We start from the raw sequence: 25,799 nt of genomic DNA, 5'->3' as shown, positions 1-25,799 counted from the left end.
ACCTTTAATCAAAGAACTTTTTAAAGAAATTCTTAATGCTTTTATCTTTATTTTGCGTATTATTTTTTGATTTGCTTTGCGATCTCTTCTCTCGCTTTAACAACTCATGTCTATTATATTCTTCTTTTACTTTGGTTTCATTACCAGCAACTGCTCTTTTTGAATTTTTAGCAATTTTTTCGTTGTGCTCTTCTGGTTCTCCCAATACGTTTTTACCATAAATGGCACTGATAACCAAAAAGTCAATATCAGACATTTTATATGCATAGTTTACTATACCATAAGCAGCCGAATAAACTGGATTACGCATCCCAATTTGATCAGGTTGATATATTCGCGTTTTAATATTCAGTTTCGAAGCAATGATATTATCAATTCCCTGAAGCAAACTATTGCCGCCAGTAATCACAATCCCACCCGGAAGTTTGAGTGCATCATGCTTTACTAAGCCTTTTTCAATTCGACTGACAATTTGCAAAATTCGTGCATTAATAATTTCACTTAGATAGACTTCATCAACCATTTGTTGGCCGTTAGAACCAACACTGTTAACCGCAAATTTATTCTTAGCTGACGCTAAATTTGGATCAGCGTAGCCATAATCTAACTTAATTTGCTCCGCATCGCTCTTAGATGTACTTAAAACGGCAGAAATATCATTTGTAATATCACTACCACCTTCGAAGTCAATATTTGCATACTTGATCTGACCATTGTGAATAACTGTTGCAGTGGTAACTCCACCGCCTAAGTCAAGAATAATTGAACCAAATGTGCGCTCACTTTCATCAAGGGCAACACTAGCAATAGCAAGAGGGGTTGGAATAAAGAAGTTATTTTGATAGCCTGCACGCTCGACTGCTTTTTTGATATTGTGCAATGGGCTCGCTGGTGCAGTTAGCAAAATACCTTGCACAGCCAAAGAATGTGCAATCATTTTGCGAGGATCGTCAACTTCGGTTCTGCCATCGATTAAAAAGCGACTTGGTAAGAAAGCAATTGGTTCCCTTTCACTTTTGACTGCCGATTTAATTGCTGTTTGAACAACTCGTCTTACATCGTTATTGCCGACTTCTTGACCATTGTCGCTAACATTAATTAAATCGCTTGCCGTTTCTAGCTGCAACATTCCTACCGGAATGCCAGTTACGACACGATAAATTTTTGCATTAGTCTTATTTGCAATTTCTTTTAATGCACGTCTAATCGCATTCGCTGTTTCATCAATATCAACAATATTGCCGTGACGCATTCCTTTATTTGGAACCGCCACTGCACCTATTACTTTGCCTGAATCCGCAACAACTGCTTTTACGCTGGTAGTACCTATATCCAGTCCCACCAAAAGATTTGTATTGTCCAAAATTAACCCCCCGTCGATGCTCTTTTAAAAAGTTTAACATAAAAAAAGCATAAATTCAGCTTATGTTAAGCCATAAGTCCGCTTTTCATTTGGAGTAAGTGGGCGACTAAATGCTCCTACTTCCAAATCAATCAAACTATTTTTTCCTACTTTAGTCTTTATTTCATTATAATACTTTAATTTGCTTTTGAGAGTCGAGACGTTGCCGATGATTACATTTCCGTCTTTCATCAAAAAAATCACTTGCGATTTTCGACGGGTATTTCCGCTCAAAAGCTTGATCTGACTTTGAAAATCGCTGGGCAAACTATTAAATAGTTTGAGATCGTTTTTCAAAGAAACCTCATGATTGTAGCCAATAAAAACTGGCTTATCTTGACTTACTTTATTCCAAGGTAATAATTGCGTGCCTAGCTTTCCGTGGGATAAAATTTTACAATATCCATTTTCTTTTTTAATATAACCAATCGTTTTATATTCATTGATCTGTAAAACCAGTTGATTAAAATGATTTACGCTAATATTAACATTTTTAATCTCAGTATATTTTTTAGTTAACTTATTATTAACATCGTTTAAATGGAGTATATAATCAATAACCTTGTCACTTGATCGAATTTCAGAAGTTTTAACAACTTGCTTAATCGGTAAATCATTTCCACCTTGGATTTTGACACTCTTAATATTGGCAAGCGGTGAAATATAATAGCCTAAAGCAATAATAAACAAAAGAGAGATACCCACAATTAAGCCTAACCGTTTGAAAAGAGCGCTTTTACGCTCACCATGCAATTTAGAAAGTGAGGCAGAGATTTTAGTTTGGTTTTTTCTTTTCTTTTGCTTAGATTGGTAATCCAAATAGCGTGACAGCTTTTCCTTGGGATCAATCTTAGTTATCCGCTTTTTTGTCAACTGTCTCACCTCCACTCTTAATTATTTTGCAATTTCTTGCATTACCTTTATTACTTGGTCAGAAGCGTCAGGAACGCCAAGCTTTTTAGAAGCATTACTCATTTCATCAGCATATTTGCTATCAAGCAAAATATGGTCGATTGAAGAGATAAAGTTATTAGGGTTTAGGTCATTTTCGGCAATTACTGTTGCTGCACCCCTTTTCTCAAGGTCTAAAGCATTAATCATTTGATGATTATGAGTCACGTTAGGGCTTGGAATTAAAATTGCCGGCACACCAAGTGCTGTAATTTCGGCAATACTCGTCGCACCTGATCTTGAGACGACACACGTCATTTTCGGTAGCAACGCTGGCATATCTTTGACATAAGGAAGAATTTTAATTGTTTTCCCGTAATTAATGCCTGCTAGTTTCTTCTGGATTTCATCATAATAATAAGTTCCAGTTACCCAAATAATTTGATAGGGCTTCTTTTCCAATTTAGTTAACGATTTTAACATAATTCGATTAATCGTTAACGCCCCACGGGAGCCACCAAAGACTAGAACGGTGGGAGTTTTAGGATTTAAGCCCCACTTACTCTGCAAATCTACCTTCGACGCAGCCAAACCTAAAACTTGTTGCGAACGTGGATTACCAGTTTTAACCAGTTTTTTCTTTTCCCGAAATTGTTTAGCAGCATCGTCAAAGGTATAACATATTTTATCAACATAATGACCTAAAAACTTATTTGCCACACCGACAACCGAATTAGATTCATGAATCATCGTGGGAACGTGCAACTTGGCTGCAGCAAAAACTATTGCTCCACTAACATAGCCCCCGGTCCCAACAACTACGTCAGGCTTAAAATCAGTAATAATTTTCTTAGCCCTTTTAGTAGCCTTCATAAATAGGCTAACAGTGGCAAAATTGCTTAATAAATGTTTCCGACTAAATCCTTGAATTTCAATTGTCTGAAAGTTAACTCCTGCCGCAGGAACAATCTTCGCTTCAAGTCCCTTTTTAGTCCCAACAAATAGAATTTCATCATTTGTTGCAATATTTCTTTCTTTTAATCTTTCAATTAATGCCATTATTGGATAAATGTGGCCACCTGTACCGCCACCTGTAAAAATAATCCTCATTTTACTTCGTTTTAAGTTCCTTAACAAAATTTACAAAATAATCACCACGTTCTTCAAAGGTTCTAAACTGATCCCAGGAAGCACAGGCTGGTGAAAATAGCAAAATATCACCCGGACTGGTTAACTCATAGGCCTTAGGGACAGCTTCTTGAAGTGAATTTTCAATAACAATTTCCTTGATACCGGCCTTTCTAGCTGCATCAGCCAGTAAATAGCGCGTCTCACCATACAGAACAATTGCTTTGACGTGCTTTTTTAGTAACGGCACCAATGAATCAAAATTAAATCCGCGATCAAGGCCGCCAGCAATCAGCACTTCTGGTTCACTAAAGGAAGGTATGGCCACGGTTGCAGCCTCGATATTAGTTGACTTTGAATCGTTATATATTTTTCGATCGTCTAATGTCATAACATATTGCAATCGGTGCTTAGCTCCGGTAAATGTAGCTAGCACCTTGCGAATATCGTCATCATTTGCGCCCATCATCTGCGCAATTGCACTGGCAACAAGAGCATTTTGCTGATTATGAATTCCCGGGAGTTTCATGTCCTGTGTCTTCATAATCTTACCTTCATGACTCTGCAAATAACCATCAGCGATAAAATAATCTGCTGCTTGATCATTCTCAGAAAAGGTTAGTACCTTGGCCTTGGTTGCTTCTTTTTCTTTTGCTAAAATTTCCTTTTGGTCAAAGTTAGCCAAAAAGTAATCTTGGGACGTTTGTGTTCGCGTAACATTTAATTTGGCATTAACATAATTCGCATATGTCTTGTGGTAATCCAAGTGGACATTATGATAAATATCAACGATTGCTGCAACTTTAGGGTCAATATCAGCCACTCCCAATAATTGAAAACTCGACATTTCAACAACTAAAATGTCATCCTTGGTAGCTTTTTCGACCACCTGAGAAATTGGAACTCCGATATTACCAACAGCATAAGCATGGTGATTTTGCGGGGCTAAATGATGCTCAAGTATTTGCTGCGTCAGCATAACTGTCGTAGTCTTACCATTTGAACCGGTAACACAAACATAAGGTGCCTCACTCACGTTTAGGGCAATTTCTGGTTCAGTAATTACTGGAATAGACAAATCAAGAGCTTTTTTTACCATTGGATTGTCATACGGAATACCAGGATTTTTGACTAAATAATCAAAATGCTCGTCACTTAATAGTTCAACTGGATGGTGACCACCAATTACGCGTACACCTAATTCCTTGAGCTTTTGGGCATGCTCGTTTTGTGCAAGTTCTGCCTGGTCGTTCAAAGTCAGCTTTGCACCAAGTTTAAGCAACAACATACTTACTGCAAAACCACTTTTTCCTAGGCCTAAAACTAAAATATTCTTATCGACATATTTTTTTATTTGCCTCATTATTTTTTAACCCCAAATTATTAAATATAAAATACTACCAATTAAACCAACAATCCAAAAAATGATATCAACTTTCCATTCGGAATAGCCAAGCATCTCAAAATGGTGATGAATCGGCGTCATTTTGAATATTCTTTTGCCTGTAGTCTGGTAAGAAATAACTTGAAGAATTACACTAGCCGTTTCGCAAACAAAAACAATTCCAATCAAAAGCAATGACCACGGTCTATTTAAGAATAAACTAACAGCAGCTAATCCGCCACCAAGTGCTAAGGAGCCGGCATCACCCATAAAAATTTTAGCAGGTTTATGGTTAAAAATAAAAAATGAAATTAAACCGCCGATAACACTCATACAGAAAATGAGAACCGCAAAATTCTCTTGCTTAAGAGCCAAATAGGCATATGTCGCATATGCAATGATTGATAACCCTGTTGCTAGCCCATCTAGCCCATCTGACAAATTAACTGCGTTTGAAAAGCCAACCAGCCAGAAAATTTCAAAAATTGTGAATAGAACAACGCTAGTGACAGTGCCAATAAAGGGAATATATAGACCAAAACTAAAATGATCTGTTGCTGCAATACCAATAATAATGACTGCAATCAAAATCTGTAGTGCAAATTTTTGCCAGGCTTTTAATCCAAGATTGCGTTTATAAAATAGCTTAATACCATCGTCTAAAAAGCCAATAATACCGTATCCTAATAAACTGATTAATAAAATCCAGATTAATTTATTTAATTGATTTTGCCAGCAGGCAACCCATACGGTGGAAATAACCGTCGAAAGAACAAAAACAACACCACCCATCGTTGGCGTTCCTGATTTTTTTTCGTGCCACTTTGGACCTTCATCTCGAATTTCTTGTCCTTCATGATGGCTCCGCATAAAAATAATCATCCACGGTAAAAAAATACCGGTTAAGACTAATGAACTAACTAATGCAATGATGCTGATTACTAGCATAAAAAGTGCTACTCCTTTAATTTAACTTTGATTTTTGTTCCCGACTTTATGGTTGAATTCACCGAACGGCTTTGCTCTTTCACGACGCCAGTTCCCTGAATTGTAATTTTTGCGCCAGTCAAGTCAGCAAACTGGTGCAAATCGTCAATTGTCCAGTTTTTCATATTTGGACAAGTAATCTTGCCGGAAGTCATGACAAACATTCGCTTTCCGGCTTCTTGCTTCTGGTTATGTTTAATTGACTGTTCAGTTATTTTATCACCACTACCTATCTTGGCAAGCCTTAAGCCCAGTTGACGAGCCTTTTTTTGTGCCTCAGAATAAGTCATTCCTGTGAAGTCAGGTATTTTAACAATCGTTGAATCATCGACCTCATTTTTCGACATTAAAATGACCCGGTTCATCACTGGCTTAAAAATTGATGACAGGATTACTTCAGCTGGTTTAGTCATTTTACGTGGCTGCTTTACAGTAATATAGATACAATACCGCGGATGTTTAGCTGGCGTCACACCGACAACTGAAAAAGTATAATTATTATCGCCCTTGAGGTAGCCACCACCTTTAAGATTAGCAATTTGTGCTGTACCAGTTTTAACGGCAATGCTTTCACCCTTAATACGGTAAACAGATCCAGTACCAATTTGTTTATTTAACACCCGTCGCATATTTGCTAAGACGACTTGAGCCGTTTCTTTTGAATAAACCGGTTGACCAACTTTTTTTACTTGATAACCAGAAATTGTCTTACCTTCGGCATTAGTAATTTTGTCGACGAATTGAGGCTTAACCATTTGACCGTCATTAGCCAAACTACTGAATGCCTGCATCATTTGCATCACATTGACGTTAACACCTTGGCCAAAACTAGTAACTGCTTGGTCAATTGGCGATTTAAACGCAAGTAACCCTGGTTGTTCCCCTGGTAATGTTACATCCGTTTTTTGACCGATATGAAATTTATTCAGATACTTACGCCAAGTTTTTGCGCCCATTTGTTGCTCGATATGGACAAATCCGGTGTTACTGGACCGTGGGAAGGCTTGAGAAAACGGAATACTACCCCAGCCATGCGGTTGCCAGTCGTGAATTACAGAACCGCTAACCGTGACTGACCCTGAATTATAGTATTGATTTGGATGATAACTGCCACTATTAACCGCCGCAGATAGCGTTAATACCTTGAAAACAGAACCCGGTTCATAAGTATCTTGCACTAAAATGTTACGATAAGAATTTTCAATTCCCTTTTTTGTTTGTGGATTAAAAGTTGGTCTTTGTGAAGCAGCCAAAATTTTACCCGTTTTTATGTCTTCGACCACAGCCGTCATTGAAACTGGGGAAAAATTATTTTGAACATATGACAAGCGGCTTTCAAGATATTCTTGAAGTTGAGAATCAATAGTTAGGTAAAGATTATTACCATTTTTAGGTGATTGAAAGTTTTGAACGCTATTCGGTGTTTGAAAATTAGAAGCATCAACTGATGATATTTGATAACCATCCTTACCGGAAAGCTGATCGTTATACCAAGCCTCAAGCCCCATTGTACCAACTAAATTCTGGGTTCGCTTCTTCTTATCATATTCGGGGCTTGCTACCCCGATCACATGAGAAGCAAAATTACCGTTAGGATATAGGCGTGATTGCGTTTCGAAGAATTTGATTCCCGGAAGCTTCATTTTTTCAATTTGATCCTTTTGCCTTTTGGTTAAACCAATTCCCGCAGTCCCAAACTGAACTTGAAAAACAGGATGAGCAGGATTCAAATAACGCAGTATTTGACTACTTGATAATGGCAGCACCTTAGCTAACTTGGCAGCCGTTTCTTCTTTATTTACAACGTATTCAGGCTTATTTTTATAATTGATCGAAGACTTATCCAAGATGGCATAAACAGTATATAGATGCGAGTCCTGTGCAACCGCTAAACCATTTCGATCATAAATCGTTCCCCTAGTTGCCTTCAGAACTTGATTACGCATATAAAGCTGTTCTGTCTTTTTAGTTAAATCTTCTCCACTAACAGTCTTGGAGATTCCAATATACAAAAATCTGCCTATAAATACAAGAAAAACCAAAGCTACGGTTACCTGGAGGAATCTACCTACTGTAAAACGGTATTTGTGAGCTTTGGATTTTTGCAAAATTAAATTACTATTGTGCTTTTTCATTAGCGAATAGTCCTAATATTTTTTTCAATTAGAGTCAACCCTTTATTCTTGGCAATTTTATTCATTCTTGCGCTTGAGGTTAACTCACCTAATTCTTGATGTAAGTCACTAACTTGATTTTGCCCTTTTGCAACTGCACGTTGCACACTGGTTAATTCATGTTGTGCTGAAGTGGCAGAAATGCTTGAAGAAACTAATAGGGTCATTAATCCCAGTGTAATAATGGTTCCTAGAACAATCAAAGATTTTTCTAGGCCATTCCAAGCAATGCGACTATGATCTAAGACCTGCCGTTTTCGTTGCTCAGGCTTTTGTTGTTTATTAGGATTAAATTCTACTTTTCTTGCTAAACTATCAGCCATTACTATTTTCCTCTTCACAATTTTTCCGCAACCCGCAACTTTGCACTGTGTGAGCGGTTATTGTTTTTTAACTCTTCGTCTGAAGCAATGATTGGTTTACGATTAACCAAGCGAAGTGTTGGCTTCATACTATCTGGTACCATCGGCATTCCTCTCGGAACTTCAACTTCTGAGTATTTCTTAAAAATGTTTTTTACGATTTTGTCTTCGTCAGACTGAAAAGTTATCACACTAATTCTACCGTTTGGCTTCAAAAGCTCAATGGCTTCTTCAAGTGATTCCTGCAAAACATCAAGTTCGTGGTTAACTGCCACTCTTAAAGCTTGAAATGTTTTCTTTGCAGGATGGCCTCCAGTCCGGCGTGCAAACGCAGGTATTGCTTCTTTAATAACCTCTACCAATTCAAAAGTTGTTTCTATTGGTTTCTTTTGTCTTCTTTCGACGATTTTGCGAGAAATTTGGCGGGAATATTTTTCATCCCCAAACTTATACAAAATATTAGCTAATTCTTTTTGACTCGAATTGTTAACTAATTGATATGCATCAAGTGCTTGGCTTTGATCCATTCTCATATCTAATCTAGCATCGAAACGGTATGAAAAGCCACGTCCTGCTTGATCAAATTGAGGAGATGAAACCCCTAAATCATAGTATATACCGTCAATGTCATTTTGATAACCAAGATCTACTAGGTTCTCCTTCAAATGACTAAAATTGTCGTGTACAAGTTTTAACTTAGGTTCACTATCAGGATTTAACAAATCTGCAAAGTTTAACTGTGCTGACTTTATTGCATATTCATCTTGATCGAAACCAATTAGTGTTCCTCGATCAATTTTGCTTAGCAAATATTTTGCATGTCCGCCACCACCGAAAGTCGCGTCTACGTAAAGACCACCATCATGGGGTTTTAAATTTTCGATTGTTTCATGTAAGAGTACACTGGTGTGTTTGAATTCTATAGTCATATTAAAGCTCGATATCGTCCAAATCTTCTGCGATGTCATCATAGTTTTCATTAGCTTGGTCGCTAAATTCTTCCCAACGTTCTTTTGACCAAATTTCAATCCGGTCTGAAACGCCAACAATGACACATTCTTTAATCAAAGATGCGTGTTTCTTCAGTGTTGTGGTCAGATTAACACGTCCTTGCTTATCGAATTCGCATTCCATTGCACCAGAGTAGAACAAACGCGTAAAACTACGCGCATTTCTCTTAGTCAACGGAAGTTGTGCTAACTTAGCCTCAATTTTTTGCCATGCTTCAGTAGTATAGCCAAAAATGCAGCCTTCCATTCCACGAGTAAAAATCATCTTGTCACCAATCTGAGTACGCAAACGAGCGGGAATAATTAACCGCCCTTTATTGTCAAGATTGTGATGGTATTCACCCATGAACATGGTCTAGCCCCCTTCCAATTAATAATTTACCACATTTCACCACTTCCTACCACTTTTTAGTATAAAATTTACATTTTTTATTTATCCATGTTTAAAAGCAAAAAAAGATCGAAATCTCATGCGAGATTTCGACCCTTTAAGTTCATTTTATTAGTGTCACGTCAGCCCATTAAATCATCATAAATAATAGTCCAATGTACCAGAATATCGTGTTCATAGTGAGAAAGTCCCAAATTTCACGAAAAATTTTGCCCAAAGAAATGTTTTTATTTTTAACGGCCTCAGATATTGCAATTATTATTATAAATATAAAAAACAGCAAAAATCCGTATGGTAAAAATTCGGATCGTTTTTGCTGAACCACAATTAAGTGGCAGGCAATCACTAAGAAGAATGGGAGAATATCATACCCATGAAATTGTGCTTTTGGAAAAAGCCTATTTAGTAAAACTGCCAAAAAAATCCCAATAAGTGGTAATAAAAAAATTAAAAACATATTTTTGTCCTCTACTATTACTTAATTTCCATTTTAGCTTAATAGCTGTTTGAAAAAAACCATTAAGTAGAATAAAATATTGTTCAAACGGGAGGTCTAGTGATGACACGGAAACATAAAAAGAAAAAATCAGGATTTGAAAAATTGACTATCTTTATGGCATGGCTAATGGCAATTATAACCTTAGCGGCTGTTTTAGTTAACGCTTTAATGTCCTTAGGATATTTCGAATAAAAAACGTGAGAAATAATTTCTCACGTTTTTAATTTTGATAATTTTCAAGTTTTACCATAAAAGGAAAATTATTAGCTAGCATACCCCAAACTCTGTAGGTAATCAATATGAATACAAATGACCAACCAATAGTTGGCAAAAAACTGCCCAGTAATGCAGAAACGGAAATGTTGCTGATACCCATTAAGTTTAAAACTAACCAGTTATAGCTGTTAATTAAAACTGTACTCAGTAAGACCGCTATTAACCTTACCCAAAAAACTTCTGGAAAGAACCGAGCACTTTTTTGCAACAACAAGCATACGCAAGGCAAGCAAACTGAATAAAGTCCTAAAACACCATAAAAATAAATATCACTAACTATACCCGCTCCTGCAGCTAACCAGAGTTCGTAGGAATTGGTATCATCAAACAGAGCAATCAGCATCATGCCTATAGGCATCAATTGATTCGCGCCTAAGTTAAAAAATGGATGTAAGTATAATGATAGACTCCCATTTAAAGCTAAAGCCAAAATTAAACCTAGAGCCAACGTATATTTTTGTAAAGAACGCATTAATCCGTCACCGTCCTTTTAATAACGGTAACAACCGACGGATCGTTTAATTCTCCAGCTGGATTTATTCTAATTAGATCTGATAAGCCAAAAGTATCATGGGTTGTAGTTGCTACTTTACCAACCAACAACCCCTTTGGGGAATTGCCACCCATTCCGCTGGTATAAATTTTGGTTCCCTGTTTTAGCTTCTGACTATCAATTGCTTGTGTGAAAGCTAAAGTCTTATTACCAATAACAGTGATTATACCATGAACCTTTTTGCCATTGGTTGCTTCCGCCTCGACGGCGAAACGATTAGCAGACTTGTCAGTTGCAGTAATTAACTCAACTTTGGCCGAAGCTGCACTGACTTCAATAATTCGACCGATAACTCCGCCACCAGACATAACCGCCATATTTTTCTTAAGGCCGGCAGTTGCACCTTTATTAATCACAAGTAGGTCGGTCCAGCTATCAGGTGAACGAGAAATAACGGAGGCATTAACAATATCAAAGTCTGTTAGAGTCTTTTTCACTTTTAACGCTTCTTTTAATTGACGATTTTCAGCCTCTAGACTAGCATTCCGTGTCTTCGTTTGTTCTAACTCCGTTACCCGGCTTTTCAGATAATTATTTTCATTTTGTGTATTTAGTAAGTCATGAACCGTGTTAAAACTGCCAGAGACAAGTCCAATTGGTAAGTCAACAATCCTTGCTCCTACAGCAACAATATCATTGCCAAAACTTTGAACAACTAATGGTGTGTTTCTTTTGTTTCGCAAGCTTACAGATCCACCAATAATCGAAAAAATCACAATAATGGCAATACAAACTGATAATAATTTTTTGTTTTGTAGAAACTTCTTCATTTGGAATCGATCCCTAAAGAAAAGTCGGCATAAACGGCCGACTTGTAATATTATTTGCGACTTCTACGCATTACTTCAATATTTTTAAGAGACTTGCCGGTACCGATTGCAACACAATCAAGCGGATCTTGAGCAATAAAGACAGGAACTTTAGTAGCTTCTGAGATTACATCTGGTAAATTCTTAAGCAATGCTCCTCCACCGGTTAAAACTATACCGTGATCAATTACATCAGCAGCAATTTCTGGTGATGTTTGCTCAAGCGTCTCTTTAATTGCAACAATAATATCTTGGACAACATCTTGAATTGCCTCAGAAACATTAACAGCCTTTACATCAACGGATTTTGGCAAGCCTGTAACTAAGTCACGACCACGAATATTTACGGTCTCAATATCTTTTGCCTTGTCAACCGAAGCCGAGCCAATCTGGATTTTAATATCTTCTGCTGTACGCTCACCAATAAGCAGGTTAAAGTTTGAATGAATGTAATTCACAATAGCAGCATTAAATTTATCACCTGCCTGACGGATTGAAGTTGAAGAAACTATCCCACCTAACGAAATAGTAGCAACATCAGTTGTTCCTCCACCAATATCAACAACCATTGAGCCTGTTGGGTCCATCACTGGAAGACCAGCACCAATAGCTGCGGCAAAGGGTTCTTCAATTACATAGGCTTCACGTGCACCAGCAACACGAGCAGCGTCGATGACAGCACGCTTTTCTACTTCAGTTACTCCTGAAGGAACGCAAATCATTACTGAAGGCTTCGCATTACCAACTGTTTTTTCAATAAAGTACTTGAGCATCGATGCGGTTGTATCATAATCCGCAATCACACCGTCTTTCATTGGTCGAATTGCAACAATTGATGATGGTGTTCTACCAATCATTTCTCTTGCTTCTGAACCGACAGCAATCACTTTATTAGTTTGTGTATTTTTGGCAACAACGGAAGGCTCCCTTAATACAATACCTTTGCCTTCCATATAGACAAGCGTATTGGCGGTTCCTAAATCGATGCCAATGTTTTTTGCTCCTAATCCAAACACGAAAATCTCTCCTTATTCCTGCAGTCTCTAAATCTTGAATAATTATAGCATAAAGTGCAATTTAAAAAAGATTTGCGGTGTAACTTTAAGACGAACTTAAAACAATTGGTGCTCGCGCATACTTAAATAACGCCCTTTTCCTACAATAAAATGGTCTAAAAAATCAACATGCATCATCTTCGATGCTTTTTGCAACATTTTGGTTAATTCCAAATCACTTTGTGAAGGAATCAAGTTACCACTGGGATGATTGTGAACTACGAATATACCTGCACAAGGATATATTACTGCCCAGCGGAAAATCTCACGTGGATGTGCAACAGATTTATCCAAAGTTCCCCTAAACAGACATTTTTCAGCAATAATATGATTGCTGTTATCAATATAAAAAGCCCACAGTTCCTCTTGCTTGCGATTGGCTAATTTATTAGTCAAATACATGCCTACCTCATTACTAGAAGTCAACACATCATCACGATCAAATGACGCCATTCGCAATCTTTCAAGCAAATCTTCACTTATAATAGCTATGTTCTCAGGACAATTTGCGCCCGATAAATATTTAAATAAATCATTAAAATCATTTAACCCTAATCCTTTTATTTTTTGGATTAGTTGTTCAAATTTAGTAATTCCCTCTTCCTTTAATTGACCAAATAAAGTGCTCAACAATTCCATATCCGTATTAATTAAATAGTGCTTGGACTTCATAATTTTCATTAAATCATTCCTTTCACTATTAAATACGTAGAAAATTACTGAAATTGCTTTAAAACTGCAAAAAAGTCTTTACAAATGCACGTGGCAATTTCATGATCCTTTTTGCTAGCCGGTATTAGTTCTGGAACCATCATGCATTTGATTCCAGCATTTACCGCTGATTGTAGCCCTGGTGAAGAATCTTCAAATGCCAGCAAATTAGTTTTTGCAACCCCAATTTTTTTGGCAGCCAACAAGTAAATATCCGGTGCTGGTTTAGGTCTAACGTGATTTTTTAAAACGTTATCATAATTTAAGTGAAACTGAAAATAATTTCGCGTTCCCGTCACCCATAAATTATGCTCAACAACATTTTCTGTATTACTAGTGACAATAGCCATCGGTATGTCACGCTCATGCAAAAAATCTAAAGTTTCTTGCACTCCCGGACGCAGTTTCAGCTTTCCCTGGTCAGTCCATTGCCACACCAGTTCATCAGTTCTTTTAATAAACTGATCACGTTGAACACTACTTTCAAAATACTCATTATAAAAATTTTGCATATCATTATTAGTTGAACCAACCAATTTTAAGTACATATCATCTGGAGTTGATAAATTGGCTTCATGAGACGCTTGAATATTCGCCTGCCAGTATAATTCTTCTGAATTAACCAGTAAGCCATCCATATCAAAAAGCACACCATTAATTTCATCAGTGCTGTTTTCTATCCTCATTCTTTTCCTCCATTTGTAGGATATTGCCCACCAAATAAAACGAACCTGTTACTAGCAGTATATCATTTGCCTGGCTAGCTTGTCTCATCTGGGTATAGGTTTTTTGCCAATCCGAATGATATTCGTATTTTTCCCGAACTTCTGGTGGAAAATCGGCTTCTTTAGCCGCCCGTGGATAGTCAATTGTTGTAAGCATGACGCGGTCAGTAGGTTTAAATAGAGCAAAAACTTCTGTTAAATCTTTATCTTTCATCATCATGATCAAAATTCTAATTATTCCATGCCGTTTTTGCTGCTGCTCATGAGCAAAAGTTAACAGATTTTTCATCGCTTGAATATTATGAGCACCATCAAGAATAATAAGCGGTTTGGTTTCCAAAATTTGATAACGACCTGGAATAACAGTTTCATTAATTGCTCTTTCAATTTGAAGATCAGTTAACTTCAAATTTAATAACTTAAAAGCCTGAACAGCCACGGAAATATCAATTCCTTCTACTCTAGGTCGGGCGATAAAAGATAGGGTGCTGTTTCCGTCACGATATATCATGTCCTTATTTTGCTCAGTTTCCATTCTAAAATTCTTGTTCCAGAGCTTCACAGGGGCATTTTCGTCATTGGCCTTAGCTAAAATAATTGGTAATACTTCTTCGGGAATATTGCCTAAAACTACCGGCCAATTTTTCTTGATAATGCCACTTTTTTCGCGGGCAATATCCTCAAGTGTTGGGCCAATAATTTGTTCGTGATCAAGCCCTACTGTTGTGATGACACTTACTTTTGGGGTAATCACATTAGTTTTGTCATGTTCACCACCGATGCCCACTTCAATCACGGCAAAGTCACATTTTTCCTGAGCAAAATAAAGAAAAGCCATCGCCACTTCATATTCAAAAGTCGCTAATGCAAAGTCAGGTTCGGTTTGACGAATCTTGCTAAGAACTTTTTCAATCTGATTAGCCAAATCAATGAGACGGTCATCACTGATGTTTTGTCCATTTAACTGAATTCGTTCATTAAATTCGAAAACATAGGGTGAAACAAAAAGGCCGGTCTTTTGACCAGCCTTTTGCAACAAATTACTTAAATAATAACAAGTTGAACCCTTACCATTAGTGCCCGTGACATGAACGGTTTTTACTTTATCTTGAGGATTGTGTAAAGCAGCCAAAGTTCTTTTAATGTATGATAAATCTGCTTTTTCATGAAACTTCGGTAGCGAATATAAATAACTAATCACATCTTGAGTATTGGTAAAATTCACATTATTCACTCTTTTTCAATTCTTCAATTCTCTGGCGAACACTGTCAAGTTGGCTTTCATAATCAGCTTTTTTAGCTTTTTCTTTGTCGATAACAGCTTCAGGAGCATGGGCAACAAAGCCTTGATTGCTCAGCTTCTTGGTTGAACGCTCAACTTCACTAACCAGATCTTTTTCTTCTTTTTCCATTCGCTTGATTTCATCGTCAATGTTAACCAAATCAGCTAATGGAACAAAGATTTGTGCTCCTGAAATAACTGCTGTCTTAGCTAATTTTGGTGCAGCAAGTTCAGTTGCAATAGTCAACTTCTTCGGGTGCAAAAAGTTCTTAACGTACTCTTCATTATCAGTCAGAATTTGTTCGTTTTTGGCATCTTCAAGTTGAATCATGATGTCAATTGGTGATGATAATGGGGCATTAACTTCAGTACGGATGTTCCGAACAGCCTTGATCACTTCAATTAAGAAAGCCATATCATGATCTGCTTTTTCATTAGCAAATTCTGAGTGTACTTCTGGATATTTAGCAGTCATGATTGACTGACCATCATGCGGCATTGACAGCCAAAGTTTTTCAGTAACAAACGGCATAATTGGGTGCAAAAGTCGCAAAGTTTGGTCAAGAATCCAAACGAGGTTAGCTTGCTTTCTTGTCTTCAGTTCTTCATTTTCACTGTTTAAAGCAACCTTTGAGATTTCAATATACCAGTCACAAAAGTCATTCCAGATAAAGTTGTATAATTCTCGGCCAGCCTCACCAAATTTATACTCATCAAACAACCGAATAACTTCACTAACAGTGTGATTTAAGCGGTCGAAAATCCAACTGTCTGCCAGGTCAAAATTGGCAGTATCTGGCATATGAGCTGGCTTGGCATTTGCTGGCAAGTTCATAATTACAAACCGTGCGGCATTCCAAATTTTATTAATAAAATTCCATGCCGAAGCAAGCTTCTTAGGGTTATAACGTGTATCTTGGCCTGGAGCAGTTCCATTAAGTAAAAACCATCTTAGGGCATCTGCGCCGTATTGATCAACAACATCCATCGGATCAACACCGTTACCGAGCGATTTACTCATCTTTCTGCCTTGTTCATCACGAATTAAGCCGTGGAGAACAACATCTTTAAACGGACGTTTCTTGGTAAAATGAAGACTTTGGAAAATCATACGTGAAACCCAGAAAGGCAAAATATCGTAACCAGTGACTAGAGTATTTGTCGGGAAATAGCGTTGGTAATCGGCAGAATTTTCATCAGGCCAGCCCATCGTTGAAAATGGCCATAATGCGCTTGAAAACCAAGTATCTAAAACATCTGGGTCTTGCTCCCAATTTTCGCTATCCTTTGGTTCATGCTCGTCAACGTATATTTCACCAGTTTTTTTGTTATACCAAGCTGGAATTTGGTGCCCCCACCATAACTGGCGCGAAATTACCCAATCATGAACATTCTCCATCCATTGTTTAAAAGCCTGCTCAAATCTTTCAGGTATAAATGTCACTTTATTTTCAGTTTCCTGATTTTGCAATGCCTTTTCTGCTAACGGCTTCATTTTAACGAACCATTGGGTAGACAGACGCGGCTCAACTTGAACACCAGAACGCTCTGAGTGACCAACAGAGTGAACAATTGGCTTAACTTTAATTAAATAGCCTTGATCTTTTAAATCTTTGACAACTGCTTCACGACATTCGAAACGATCCATGCCTTCGTATTTACCAGCATTTTCGTTCATCGTACCGTCATCATTCATGACATTAATTCGCTTCAAATTGTGACGATTGCCTACGGCAAAGTCATTCGGATCGTGAGCTGGTGTAATCTTTACTAAACCAGTTCCAAATTCCGGATCAACATGTTGATCTTCAATAATCGGAATATGACGGCCAACAAGTGGCAAAATCAATTCTTTACCAACAATATCTTTGTATCGTTCATCTCCATGAGCTACCGCAACAGCAGTATCACCAAACATGGTTTCTGGACGAGTAGTTGCAATTTCAACAAACCCAGAACCATCGGCAAATGGATATTTAATGTGATAAAAAGCACCTTTATCGTCTTGGTGAATAACTTCAATATCACTCAGTGCCGTTTGCAGCTCTGGATCCCAATTAATGATATATTCACCACGATAAATTAATCCTTCGTTGTATAGTTGAACGAAAACCCGCCGAACCGCTTTGGACAAGCCTTCATCTAAAGTGAACCGTTCGCGAGAATAGTCAAGTGACAAGCCCATCTTTGCCCATTGACTCTTAATAATATTGGCGTATTCATCTTTCCAGTCCCAAACTTGCTTAACGAAAGCTTCTCTGCCCATCTGATGACGGTCTTTGCCCTGCTTACGCAGTTTTGCCTCAACTTTAGCCTGTGTAGCAATTCCGGCATGATCCATTCCGGGCAAATAGAGTGTGTCATAACCTTGCATTCGTTTATATCTTATTAAAGTGTCTTGAATCGCTGTATCCCAAGCATGACCCAAATGCAGCTTACCAGTAACATTGGGTGGAGGAATAACAATTGAATAAGGGTGAGCTTTTTTATCTCCAGAAGGTTTAAAAAGATCTTGATCAAGCCATTCTTGATACCGGCCTTCTTCAACCTCATGGGGATCATATTTAGGTGCTAAATCTGACATAATTTTTCTCCCAATAAAAAAATCCTAGACAAATTGTCTAGGACGATCTAAATTAACCGCGGTACCACCTAAGGTTAAGCAAGTTAAAACTTGCTTCTCTTGAAAGTGATAACGGTGAACTTACCGGATTAGCCTACTAATAGTTCAGCTAACCAGCTTAATCAAGCTACCAATTAACCTTCATTCGGCCTTTCACCAACATTGGGCCTTTCTCTATTTATAAGGTTAATACCTCTTGATTTTTGCTTTGCTAGCATTATAACATGTTTTTTAAAGTAGTGCAGTATCTTCTTCGGCTTTATCAGCCAAGAACTTTTCGTCAGGATAAATTGGCGTTACTTTAATACCAGCAAGCGCACGCTGAATTAAGCCATCAACATCAAGCCGAGCTTCATATTCCCGTGCCTTATCAAGTCTAGGCTTAGTTTTAGGACGTGGTGGAGCAAAAATTGTACAACAGTCTTCAAATGGTTGAATTGATAAGTCAAATGTTCCAATTTTTTCAGCTAAACTAATAATCTCTGTTTTATCCATCGTAGCAACGGGACGCAATACGGGAGTCGTTGTTACATCATTAATGGCCGTCATTGATTCAAGCGTTTGCGAAGCAACTTGACCAACAGATTCACCGTTGAAAATTGCTAGGTCTTTTCTTTTTGCCCGAATTTGGTCAGCCAGTCGCAACATAAAGCGGCGCTGAACCGTCATTAAGTAACCTTCAGGAATTTTTTCTTTAATTATTTCTTGAATTTCCGCAAACGGAACAGCAATAAAGTTAATTCGTCCGGCATAATTAGCCAAAATTCCTGTTAACTCCTTGGCCTTATTCAAAGCCTTCTCTGTCGTATAAGGCGGACTGTAAAAGTGGACCATTTCAATATCAACGCCACGTTTTAAGGCAAGATACGATGCGACAGGAGAATCAATCCCACCAGAAAGCATCATAACAGCACGCCCACCTGTTCCAACAGGCATTCCGCCTGCACCGCGCAATAATTGGTTTGAAAGATAGACTGCGTCCTGGCGAACCTCTATACGTAAAACAAGATCAGGATGTTTCATTTCAACTTTTAAATCAGACATATGGTCAAAAAGATAATCACCAATCATTAAATTTAATTCATTGGTATCATAAGCAAAATGATGATCACTACGCTTGGTATTGACTTTAAATGTCATGCCTTTTTGGTAAATTTCTTTCATCAAGGCAAGAGCAGTTTCTTCAATTGCCTCAAGCGTTTTATCAACCTTAATTGTCGGTGAATATGTCTGGATGCCAAACACTTTTTTCAAATGTTGGTCTATTTCTTCAAATGGTGCACCATTCAATACGATGTGCATTCTGTCATGTTTAGGGTGAATCTCAACTTGCGGATAGTCGCGCAATACTTTGGTAACATTACCAGCCAAACGACCAATAAAATCTTTGCGATTTTTTCCCTTAGTTGAAAGTTCACCATAGCGAACCATAACTTCAGTATATTTCATTAAAAATTATTCTCCTAAATGATTAATTCGAGCAAAGTGACGGTAAATCTGGTCAAAAACCGCGATAAATTCATCCGCTTCTTCAAGTGTATTTGTTTCGTCAAAGCTCAACCTAATGGCACTAGTCGCGATTTTATCATCAATATGCATAGCAATAAGAGTACTTGCCTCATCTACCTTGGTTGAAGCACAAGCAGAGGTTGTGGAAGTATAAATATCATGTTCTTCCAAAGCATGGACAAGTGTTTCGCCCCGAATGCCTTCTAGTGAAAAGCATAAAATGTGCGGAGCAAAATTATCGTTAACTGGTGAAAATATTTTAATTCCTGGCTTTTTTTGCAGATAATCAACAATCTTAGCTTTAATTGCTGCTTCTTTATCAGCCTTAGCTTTTTCATCAGTTAAGACTAAACGCATCGCTTTCGCCATTGCCGCAATTGCCGGTAAATTTTCGGTTCCTGAACGCATGCCTTTTTCTTGCCCTCCACCATCGTGAAGGGGTACAAGCATCTTACCTTCTCTTTTATAGAAAACGCCAATGCCGCGTGGTCCATGGAATTTATGCGCCGAAAGACTGGAAAAATCGACCCGCGGGGTGAATACACGTGACCAAATATTTTTTCCTAATGCCTGAACATTATCTACATGAAAATTGATAGTCGGATAATTGCTTAACAGATCGCTAATCTCATCAATTGGCTGAATGGTGCCAATTTCATTATTAACACCCATTATTGAAACTAAGGTAGTATCTGAATCAATTGCATTACGAAGGTCGTTGACATTAACTCGCCCTTGTTTATCAACTGGCAAGTGCGTAACCCGAAAGCCGAGGTACTCCAAAGTATTAAAAGCATTTGTGACAGACGCATGTTCAACACTAGAAGTTATCAAGTGTTTGCCAAATTTTCTTTTCTGAAAAGCCGTTCCTTTAATCGCCAAATTATTAGATTCAGTTCCACCAGAAGTAAAAAAGATTTCCTCGGTTTGTGTTCCTAATAAACTAGCGATTTGTTTTCGGGAGCTTTCCAATAATTGAAACGCCCGGTCACCTAATTTGTGCAAACTTGACGGATTGCCCCAAATAGTTTGCGCGACTTGATCATAGGTACTTAAAACAGACGGATCAATTTTAGTCGTTGCACTATTGTCAAAATAAATCACAAACTTTACTCCCCCTCAAAAAGCTCTAAATAGCTATTGTTAACTAATAAATTGTAACTTAAAAGCTCCAACGCTTCAATTGCAATTTAGATAAGGAAATTATAATTCTCTTTTTGCAGTGATAAGTAAGAAAGAACCACTGCTTCCTTAATATTAGATGGAAAATTGCTCTAAAATAGTAACACTATTTTTGTGAATAGTTCAAAAATTTTACTTTGACAACAAAAAAGTACCGTATTTTGCCATTGATACAGTACTTTTTCGAATTTAAGGTTAGTTATTTTTCTTATCTGAATAATACGCATTTTCTAAGCGTTGATATGATCCTGGCTCCACTTTTTCAAGAGCAGTGGCAATGGTGTCAAGAGCATCTTTGTAATTAAATTCTTGGCTATACAATTCCATTGCCTTAGTTTGCGCCTTTTTGACTGCTTCATTGTTTGAATACTTATTAGAATACTGCAAGGTCAGCTCTACTAAATCGGCACAATTAATGATATCATCCGCTTCTCTTTTCAAACGTTCAACGTCATCTGAAATCTGAATTAATTCATTAGAAATTTTTTCCATATTGATTCTTACTTCGCTAAGTTCCTTGGCAACATGGCCAATCTCATTTACTACCAAAGTGTACATTTGAACAAAAGTATCAGGGTTACCTGGTAGATTTTTTCGCTCCAAGCGGCGATATACTAATGAAACTTCCTGCTTAAAGCGATTGACTGAGTCGTTGGCAACATTTTCGGAATCATATAAGCCATCAACATCTTGTCCCATCTTGGTTTGCTTATCAGCAATTTCGCGCAGACGTTCAAGCATACTTAACCAAGAAGCCTTAATAGCGGAATAGACTCCCTTTCCATCAGCAATATTTTGAGTGTCAACTGTATACTGATGATTCATATTATTTACTTCTTGCTCTAACTGCCGACTTTCAGCTAATTCACCGTGAGTTAACTCGTAACTTTCATCAATATGACGCAACTTCTCAACTAATTTTTTCGATTCAACTTGTTCATGAGAAAGAAGGCGCTGAATTTTGTCCTGATTTTCCTCAACAAAAGGACGAGCCTTGTATTCCCTCGCTAAGACATCGTATAAGTTGGCAATTTCTTTTTGAATTTTACTAATCTTCTTATTAAGTTCATCGATTTTTAGATCTTGTAACAACTTACGCGCATCATCAACTTCAGTTCGCACTTTTTTAATTTCTGCTAGAATATCAATCTTGGTAATGTAATACTTAGACGACATCATTTTTTTGTATGAATCAGAAATTTCCCGTAGTTGATCCTGGAAAACCGTATCAAGTTCATGACGAGCCTGTCTGATTTCTGGTAATTTAGTTTTCACACCAGTTAATGCAACCTTGATTTTTGACAGGACTCGTTTTGCTTCAACTTGATCACCTTGTGCAGTTAGACTTTTGGCTTCGGTAAAGTCACCTTCTATTGCAGACAGCTCACTTTCAATTTGGTCTAATGCTTGACCATATTCAAAGGAATCAGCTAAAACCTGCTTGCGCATATCCTGGTAATTTTTATTTAGATCATTAAGTAGCATCTGATTTTCGCGGTTTGATTCAAGGAGTTCATTAAATACTTCCTTAGTATTTTTTGCATCATCAAAAGTCGGTCTCATAATTTCCTGAGCCTGATTGATGTTTTTCCTAGCCTTAAAAAGCTGATAATGACCATTTTGTTCAGCAGCTTTTTCAATCAAATCCTGTACTTCTGGAATCTTCTTCGTTGTGGTTTGATCATAATTTTTGCGCCAAGTAGTTAATGTCGTTAAACTCTCTCCCGCAAGGTCCATTTTATCCAGCTTGATAATGTCTGCGTCCAAGTTCATTTTCTCAATCTTGGTAATCAAGTCGTCAAGCTCAATTATTTCCCGCAGCTGCTTCCGATTAACGATGAGCATAAATGCTATAATTAGAATGATGATTAAAATTGCAATTATTACAATAATTGACTGAGTTGATGACATATTTTTCCTCCAAAACTACTTCCAATTATACCAAACTTCTTTACCGGTGTGGGAACCTGATTTCAAGAAGTACCAGAAGTATCTAGTTCATGAATTATCAGAGCTAATTCTTTACTAAAATTTACCTTTATAATAGTTTTTTGCGATTATTTTCGTTACAAGTAAAAATTTAGTACTTATGACTTTACTACAGAATTAGCATTCATTTAACTTTTTTCTTGATTTAGTAGGAACAGCTCGCTATAATGTAGAGGTTGTAAAATATTTGCAGCTATAAGTGACAAGAACGTCAACATCTTAATACGTTTAAGTGAACGAGTAACCGACGCTGCAACAGGCGAAAATGAAAATTAAGATGCACGAATGTTGAACTTATACGTAATATTTTACTCCAAAAACTGTTATCAGATTTTATTGGAGGATTTTATGTCAAGATATACAGGTCCAAGTTGGAAACGTTCAAGAAGATTAGGTATTTCACTTTCAGGTACTGGTAAGGAACTTAGCCGTCGTAACTATGCTCCTGGTCAACACGGTCCTAATTCACGTGGTCGTTTGTCAGAATACGGTGAGCAGCTTCACGAAAAGCAAAAGTTGCGCTGGATGTACGGCTTAAATGAGCGTCAATTTAGAACTTTGTTCAAGCGCGCTGGTAAAATCCGTGAAGGTGAGCACGGTACTAACTTCATGATTTTACTTGAATGCCGTTTAGACAGTCTTGTTTACCGTCTAGGCTTAGCTACTACTAGAGAACAAGCTAGACAATTAGTAAACCACGGTCATATTACTGTTGATGGCAAACGTGTTGACATTCCATCTTACGAAGTTAAAGTTGGTCAAGTTATTGGCCTTAAGGAAAAGTCAAAGAACTTACAACAAGTTAAAGATGCACTTGAAGCAGCTGCATCCCGTCCATCATTTGTTTCATTTGATGACAACAAATTGGAAGGTTCACTTGTACGTCTTCCAGAACGTGACGAAATGGAACCAGAAATTAATGAAGCTTTAGTTGTTGAATACTACAACAAGTTACTTTAATTTTTTATCCGCAAATCCCCTTTCCTACATGGAAAGGGTTTTTTGTTACTCGAAAGGAACAAGCAAACAATGTCCGATGATTTAAATACCAGAGTTGCCAATGCAGCACAAGGAATCACCCCCCAAACAAAGCCTGATGAACGCCGGCGATTTTTAGGATCACTACGTGAGCGGGTTTTTGTCAGAATGACAAATGCGGAAGTTGAAAATAAAAAATTAACTGACCTATTTTCAGCTCACTTTCAGGACTATCTTAAATATTCACTTTTAATTAACTGCAATGTAAATGATGACTTTTTAAGTCAAGTAGAAACCCAATGCAGTCAAAATAACATTCCATTTACCATTGTCAGTGACGAAACTGCTAAAACTGGCCCAGATGATACGGCGATTTTGGTAGTTGCGCAAACAGCAATTAATAAAATGCGAATCGAAATTGCGCAAGTTTATCCACCAGAAATACCTAAAACGGAGCTGAGCCAACCAACTAAACCTAAAAAAGTCGGTTTTTGGAAACGGATTTTTCATGGAGACAAATAATGAAACCTTTAGCATATCGAATGCGACCACAAAACTTAGATGAAGTTGTGGGACAACAACATTTAATCGGGCCCGGCAAGATAATTCGCCGAATGGTTGAAGCCAAACTTCTTTCCTCAATGATTCTTTATGGGCCACCGGGCATAGGTAAAACAAGTATTGCTAGTGCAATTGCTGGTTCAACCAAATACGCTTTTCGTAAACTTAATGCGGCAACTGATAGTAAAAAACAGCTTGAACAAGTTGCAGCTGAAGGTAAAATGAGCGGAACAGTAATCCTCCTGCTCGATGAGATTCATCGTTTAGACAAAGTTAAGCAGGATTTTCTTTTACCATTATTAGAATCCGGTCAAATCATTTTGATTGGTGCTACAACTGAAAATCCTTATATCTCGATTTCGCCTGCCATTAGGTCACGTTGCCAAATTTTTGAACTTAAACCGCTTGCTGAAACTGATGTTGCTAAAGCAATTGACCGTGCATTAAGCGATCAGACCGAAGGCTTAGGCAAATATAAAGTTAAGCTAACTGCAGATGCCAAGCAATTATTAATTCAAAAAGGAAATGGCGACCTTCGTTCTACCCTGAATGGACTTGAATTAGCTGTGCGTTCTACAAAGCAAGAACTCATTATGGCTAAAAAAGATCCCGAAAAAGGTTTTACTATTAACCAAGACGAGATGGCTAATTCAATTCAAATGCGTAGTCAAAATTTTGATGCTCATGGTGATGGACACTATGATTTAGTTTCCGCTTTCCAGAAATCAATTCGCGGCTCTGATACGGACGCTGCTTTACATTATTTAGCGCGTTTAATTGAATCTGGCGATTTAATCTCAATCTGCCGCCGGCTTAGCGTAATTGCCTATGAAGATATTGGTCTTGCTAACCCCGCTGCTGCCCAACATGCCATTACAGCCATTCTGGCTGCGCAAAGTTTAGGCTTTCCCGAAGCGAGAATACCTCTTGCCAGTGCGGTTATTGAATTGTCGTTATCGCCCAAAAGTAATAGTGCGATTAGCGCAATTGATTCCGCTTTAAACGATGTTCGAAGTACTGATTACGGCAGTATCCCTGATGATTTAAAAGATGCACACTATTCTGGAGCAAAAAAATTAGGACATGGCACTGGCTATGTATACCCGCATTCATACTCCGGCGACTGGGTGGCTCAGCAATACCTGCCAGACAAATTAACTGGTAAACAATATTTTGCGCCCAAAGGAAATTCAAAAATAGAAAAAGCCCTTAAAAAGCAATACGAGATTTTACGACAAATGCAAGACGAAGGCTTACGTAAAAAGTCTCATAATTAAGCCCAGTCATGCATTTTTATAATACAAAGAAGTCGTAAACC

24 protein-coding genes are annotated in these 25,799 nt (G+C 37.6%); 4 read left to right on the top strand and 20 right to left on the bottom strand.

The features are described from left to right. Positions 1–4: 4 nt before the first annotated feature. The 10 genes from ftsA to J3U73_RS01870 all read right to left on the bottom strand — a co-directional run bounded on the left by ftsA (position 5) and on the right by J3U73_RS01870 (position 10,186). Positions 5–1,363 (bottom strand): cell division protein FtsA, encoded by a 1,359-nt coding sequence (gene ftsA / locus J3U73_RS01915; protein ID WP_220269576.1) that lies wholly within the window; start codon positions 1,361–1,363, stop codon positions 5–7. A 60-nt stretch (positions 1,364–1,423) separates the two neighbouring features. Then, positions 1,424–2,275, bottom strand: coding sequence for a cell division protein FtsQ/DivIB (locus J3U73_RS01910; protein ID WP_267392718.1), 852 nt, complete (start codon positions 2,273–2,275; stop codon positions 1,424–1,426). 21 nt (positions 2,276–2,296) lie between these two features. Continuing rightward, on the bottom strand, positions 2,297–3,403 hold the full coding sequence (gene murG / locus J3U73_RS01905; protein WP_220269574.1) for an undecaprenyldiphospho-muramoylpentapeptide beta-N-acetylglucosaminyltransferase: 1,107 nt from the start codon (positions 3,401–3,403) through the stop codon (positions 2,297–2,299). 1 nt (position 3,404) lies between these two features. Beyond that, on the bottom strand, positions 3,405–4,784 hold the full coding sequence (gene murD, locus J3U73_RS01900; RefSeq protein WP_220269573.1) for a UDP-N-acetylmuramoyl-L-alanine--D-glutamate ligase: 1,380 nt from the start codon (positions 4,782–4,784) through the stop codon (positions 3,405–3,407). 6 nt (positions 4,785–4,790) lie between these two features. Then, entirely contained in the window at positions 4,791–5,753 is a 963-nt protein-coding gene (gene mraY / locus J3U73_RS01895; protein ID WP_267409417.1) for a phospho-N-acetylmuramoyl-pentapeptide-transferase, read from the bottom strand. 8 nt (positions 5,754–5,761) lie between these two features. Continuing rightward, positions 5,762–7,927: a penicillin-binding protein gene (locus J3U73_RS01890; protein WP_267409416.1), complete on the bottom strand. Its 2,166-nt coding sequence runs from the start codon at positions 7,925–7,927 to the stop codon at positions 5,762–5,764. After that, the gene (gene ftsL / locus J3U73_RS01885; protein ID WP_267409415.1) at positions 7,927–8,289 is read right to left on the bottom strand and encodes a cell division protein FtsL; all 363 of its coding nucleotides are present in this window, start codon (positions 8,287–8,289) and stop codon (positions 7,927–7,929) included. Before ftsL ends, J3U73_RS01890 begins: the two co-directional genes overlap by 1 nt. 14 nt (positions 8,290–8,303) lie before the next feature. Next, a complete protein-coding gene (gene rsmH / locus J3U73_RS01880; RefSeq protein WP_267409697.1) occupies positions 8,304–9,251 on the bottom strand; it encodes a 16S rRNA (cytosine(1402)-N(4))-methyltransferase RsmH in 948 nt (315 codons plus the stop codon). 7 nt (positions 9,252–9,258) lie between these two features. Then, entirely contained in the window at positions 9,259–9,690 is a 432-nt protein-coding gene (gene mraZ, locus J3U73_RS01875; RefSeq protein ID WP_220269569.1) for a division/cell wall cluster transcriptional repressor MraZ, read from the bottom strand. A gap of 169 nt (positions 9,691–9,859) precedes the next feature. After that, complete coding sequence (locus J3U73_RS01870) at positions 9,860–10,186, bottom strand: DUF3397 family protein (protein ID WP_220269568.1); 327 nt, start codon at positions 10,184–10,186, stop codon at positions 9,860–9,862. Between the two features lie 102 nt (positions 10,187–10,288). Here J3U73_RS01870 and J3U73_RS01865 point away from each other — a divergent pair, with 102 nt between their 5' ends. Continuing rightward, positions 10,289–10,420 (top strand): DUF4044 domain-containing protein, encoded by a 132-nt coding sequence (locus J3U73_RS01865; RefSeq protein ID WP_220269567.1) that lies wholly within the window; start codon positions 10,289–10,291, stop codon positions 10,418–10,420. Positions 10,421–10,448: 28 nt separating this feature from the next. Here the strand turns inward: J3U73_RS01865 and mreD are convergent, their stop codons facing one another. The 10 genes from mreD to ezrA all read right to left on the bottom strand — a co-directional run bounded on the left by mreD (position 10,449) and on the right by ezrA (position 22,864). After that, positions 10,449–10,976 carry a rod shape-determining protein MreD gene (mreD, locus tag J3U73_RS01860; RefSeq protein WP_267392721.1) on the bottom strand — a complete coding sequence of 176 codons (528 nt, stop codon included), beginning with the start codon at positions 10,974–10,976 and terminating at the stop codon, positions 10,449–10,451. Beyond that, positions 10,976–11,827: a rod shape-determining protein MreC gene (mreC, locus tag J3U73_RS01855; RefSeq protein WP_267392722.1), complete on the bottom strand. Its 852-nt coding sequence runs from the start codon at positions 11,825–11,827 to the stop codon at positions 10,976–10,978. Before mreC ends, mreD begins: the two co-directional genes overlap by 1 nt. A 50-nt stretch (positions 11,828–11,877) precedes the next feature. Beyond that, entirely contained in the window at positions 11,878–12,882 is a 1,005-nt protein-coding gene (locus J3U73_RS01850; protein WP_220269564.1) for a rod shape-determining protein, read from the bottom strand. A gap of 96 nt (positions 12,883–12,978) precedes the next feature. Next, complete coding sequence (locus tag J3U73_RS01845; protein ID WP_267409414.1) at positions 12,979–13,602, bottom strand: JAB domain-containing protein; 624 nt, start codon at positions 13,600–13,602, stop codon at positions 12,979–12,981. A 35-nt stretch (positions 13,603–13,637) separates the two neighbouring features. Beyond that, complete coding sequence (locus J3U73_RS01840) at positions 13,638–14,318, bottom strand: HAD family hydrolase (RefSeq protein ID WP_267409413.1); 681 nt, start codon at positions 14,316–14,318, stop codon at positions 13,638–13,640. Beyond that, on the bottom strand, positions 14,296–15,582 hold the full coding sequence (locus J3U73_RS01835; protein WP_267409412.1) for a bifunctional folylpolyglutamate synthase/dihydrofolate synthase: 1,287 nt from the start codon (positions 15,580–15,582) through the stop codon (positions 14,296–14,298). The genes J3U73_RS01840 and J3U73_RS01835 overlap by 23 nt, the downstream gene beginning before the upstream one ends. Before the next feature lies 1 nt (position 15,583). After that, the gene (locus tag J3U73_RS01830) at positions 15,584–18,223 is read right to left on the bottom strand and encodes a valine--tRNA ligase (RefSeq protein ID WP_267409411.1); all 2,640 of its coding nucleotides are present in this window, start codon (positions 18,221–18,223) and stop codon (positions 15,584–15,586) included. 270 nt (positions 18,224–18,493) lie between these two features. Continuing rightward, a complete protein-coding gene (thiI, locus tag J3U73_RS01825) occupies positions 18,494–19,711 on the bottom strand; it encodes a tRNA uracil 4-sulfurtransferase ThiI (RefSeq protein ID WP_267392727.1) in 1,218 nt (405 codons plus the stop codon). 6 nt (positions 19,712–19,717) lie between these two features. Next, complete coding sequence (locus J3U73_RS01820) at positions 19,718–20,875, bottom strand: cysteine desulfurase family protein (RefSeq protein WP_267409410.1); 1,158 nt, start codon at positions 20,873–20,875, stop codon at positions 19,718–19,720. Between the two features lie 273 nt (positions 20,876–21,148). Beyond that, on the bottom strand, positions 21,149–22,864 hold the full coding sequence (ezrA, locus tag J3U73_RS01815) for a septation ring formation regulator EzrA (RefSeq protein WP_267409409.1): 1,716 nt from the start codon (positions 22,862–22,864) through the stop codon (positions 21,149–21,151). Between the two features lie 426 nt (positions 22,865–23,290). Here ezrA and rpsD point away from each other — a divergent pair, with 426 nt between their 5' ends. From rpsD to J3U73_RS01800, 3 genes are all read left to right on the top strand, one after another. Beyond that, a complete protein-coding gene (gene rpsD / locus J3U73_RS01810; RefSeq protein WP_103751508.1) occupies positions 23,291–23,902 on the top strand; it encodes a 30S ribosomal protein S4 in 612 nt (203 codons plus the stop codon). A gap of 69 nt (positions 23,903–23,971) precedes the next feature. Continuing rightward, on the top strand, positions 23,972–24,442 hold the full coding sequence (locus J3U73_RS01805) for a YueI family protein (RefSeq protein ID WP_267409408.1): 471 nt from the start codon (positions 23,972–23,974) through the stop codon (positions 24,440–24,442). Further along, positions 24,442–25,758: a replication-associated recombination protein A gene (locus tag J3U73_RS01800; protein WP_267409407.1), complete on the top strand. Its 1,317-nt coding sequence runs from the start codon at positions 24,442–24,444 to the stop codon at positions 25,756–25,758. Before J3U73_RS01805 ends, J3U73_RS01800 begins: the two co-directional genes overlap by 1 nt. Positions 25,759–25,799: the final 41 nt, after the last annotated feature.

The sequence above is a fragment of the Lactobacillus sp. B4005 genome, assembly GCF_026536045.1.
Lineage (GTDB): Bacteria > Bacillota > Bacilli > Lactobacillales > Lactobacillaceae > Lactobacillus > Lactobacillus panisapium.
This window is presented reverse-complemented; position numbering and strand designations above follow the sequence as displayed.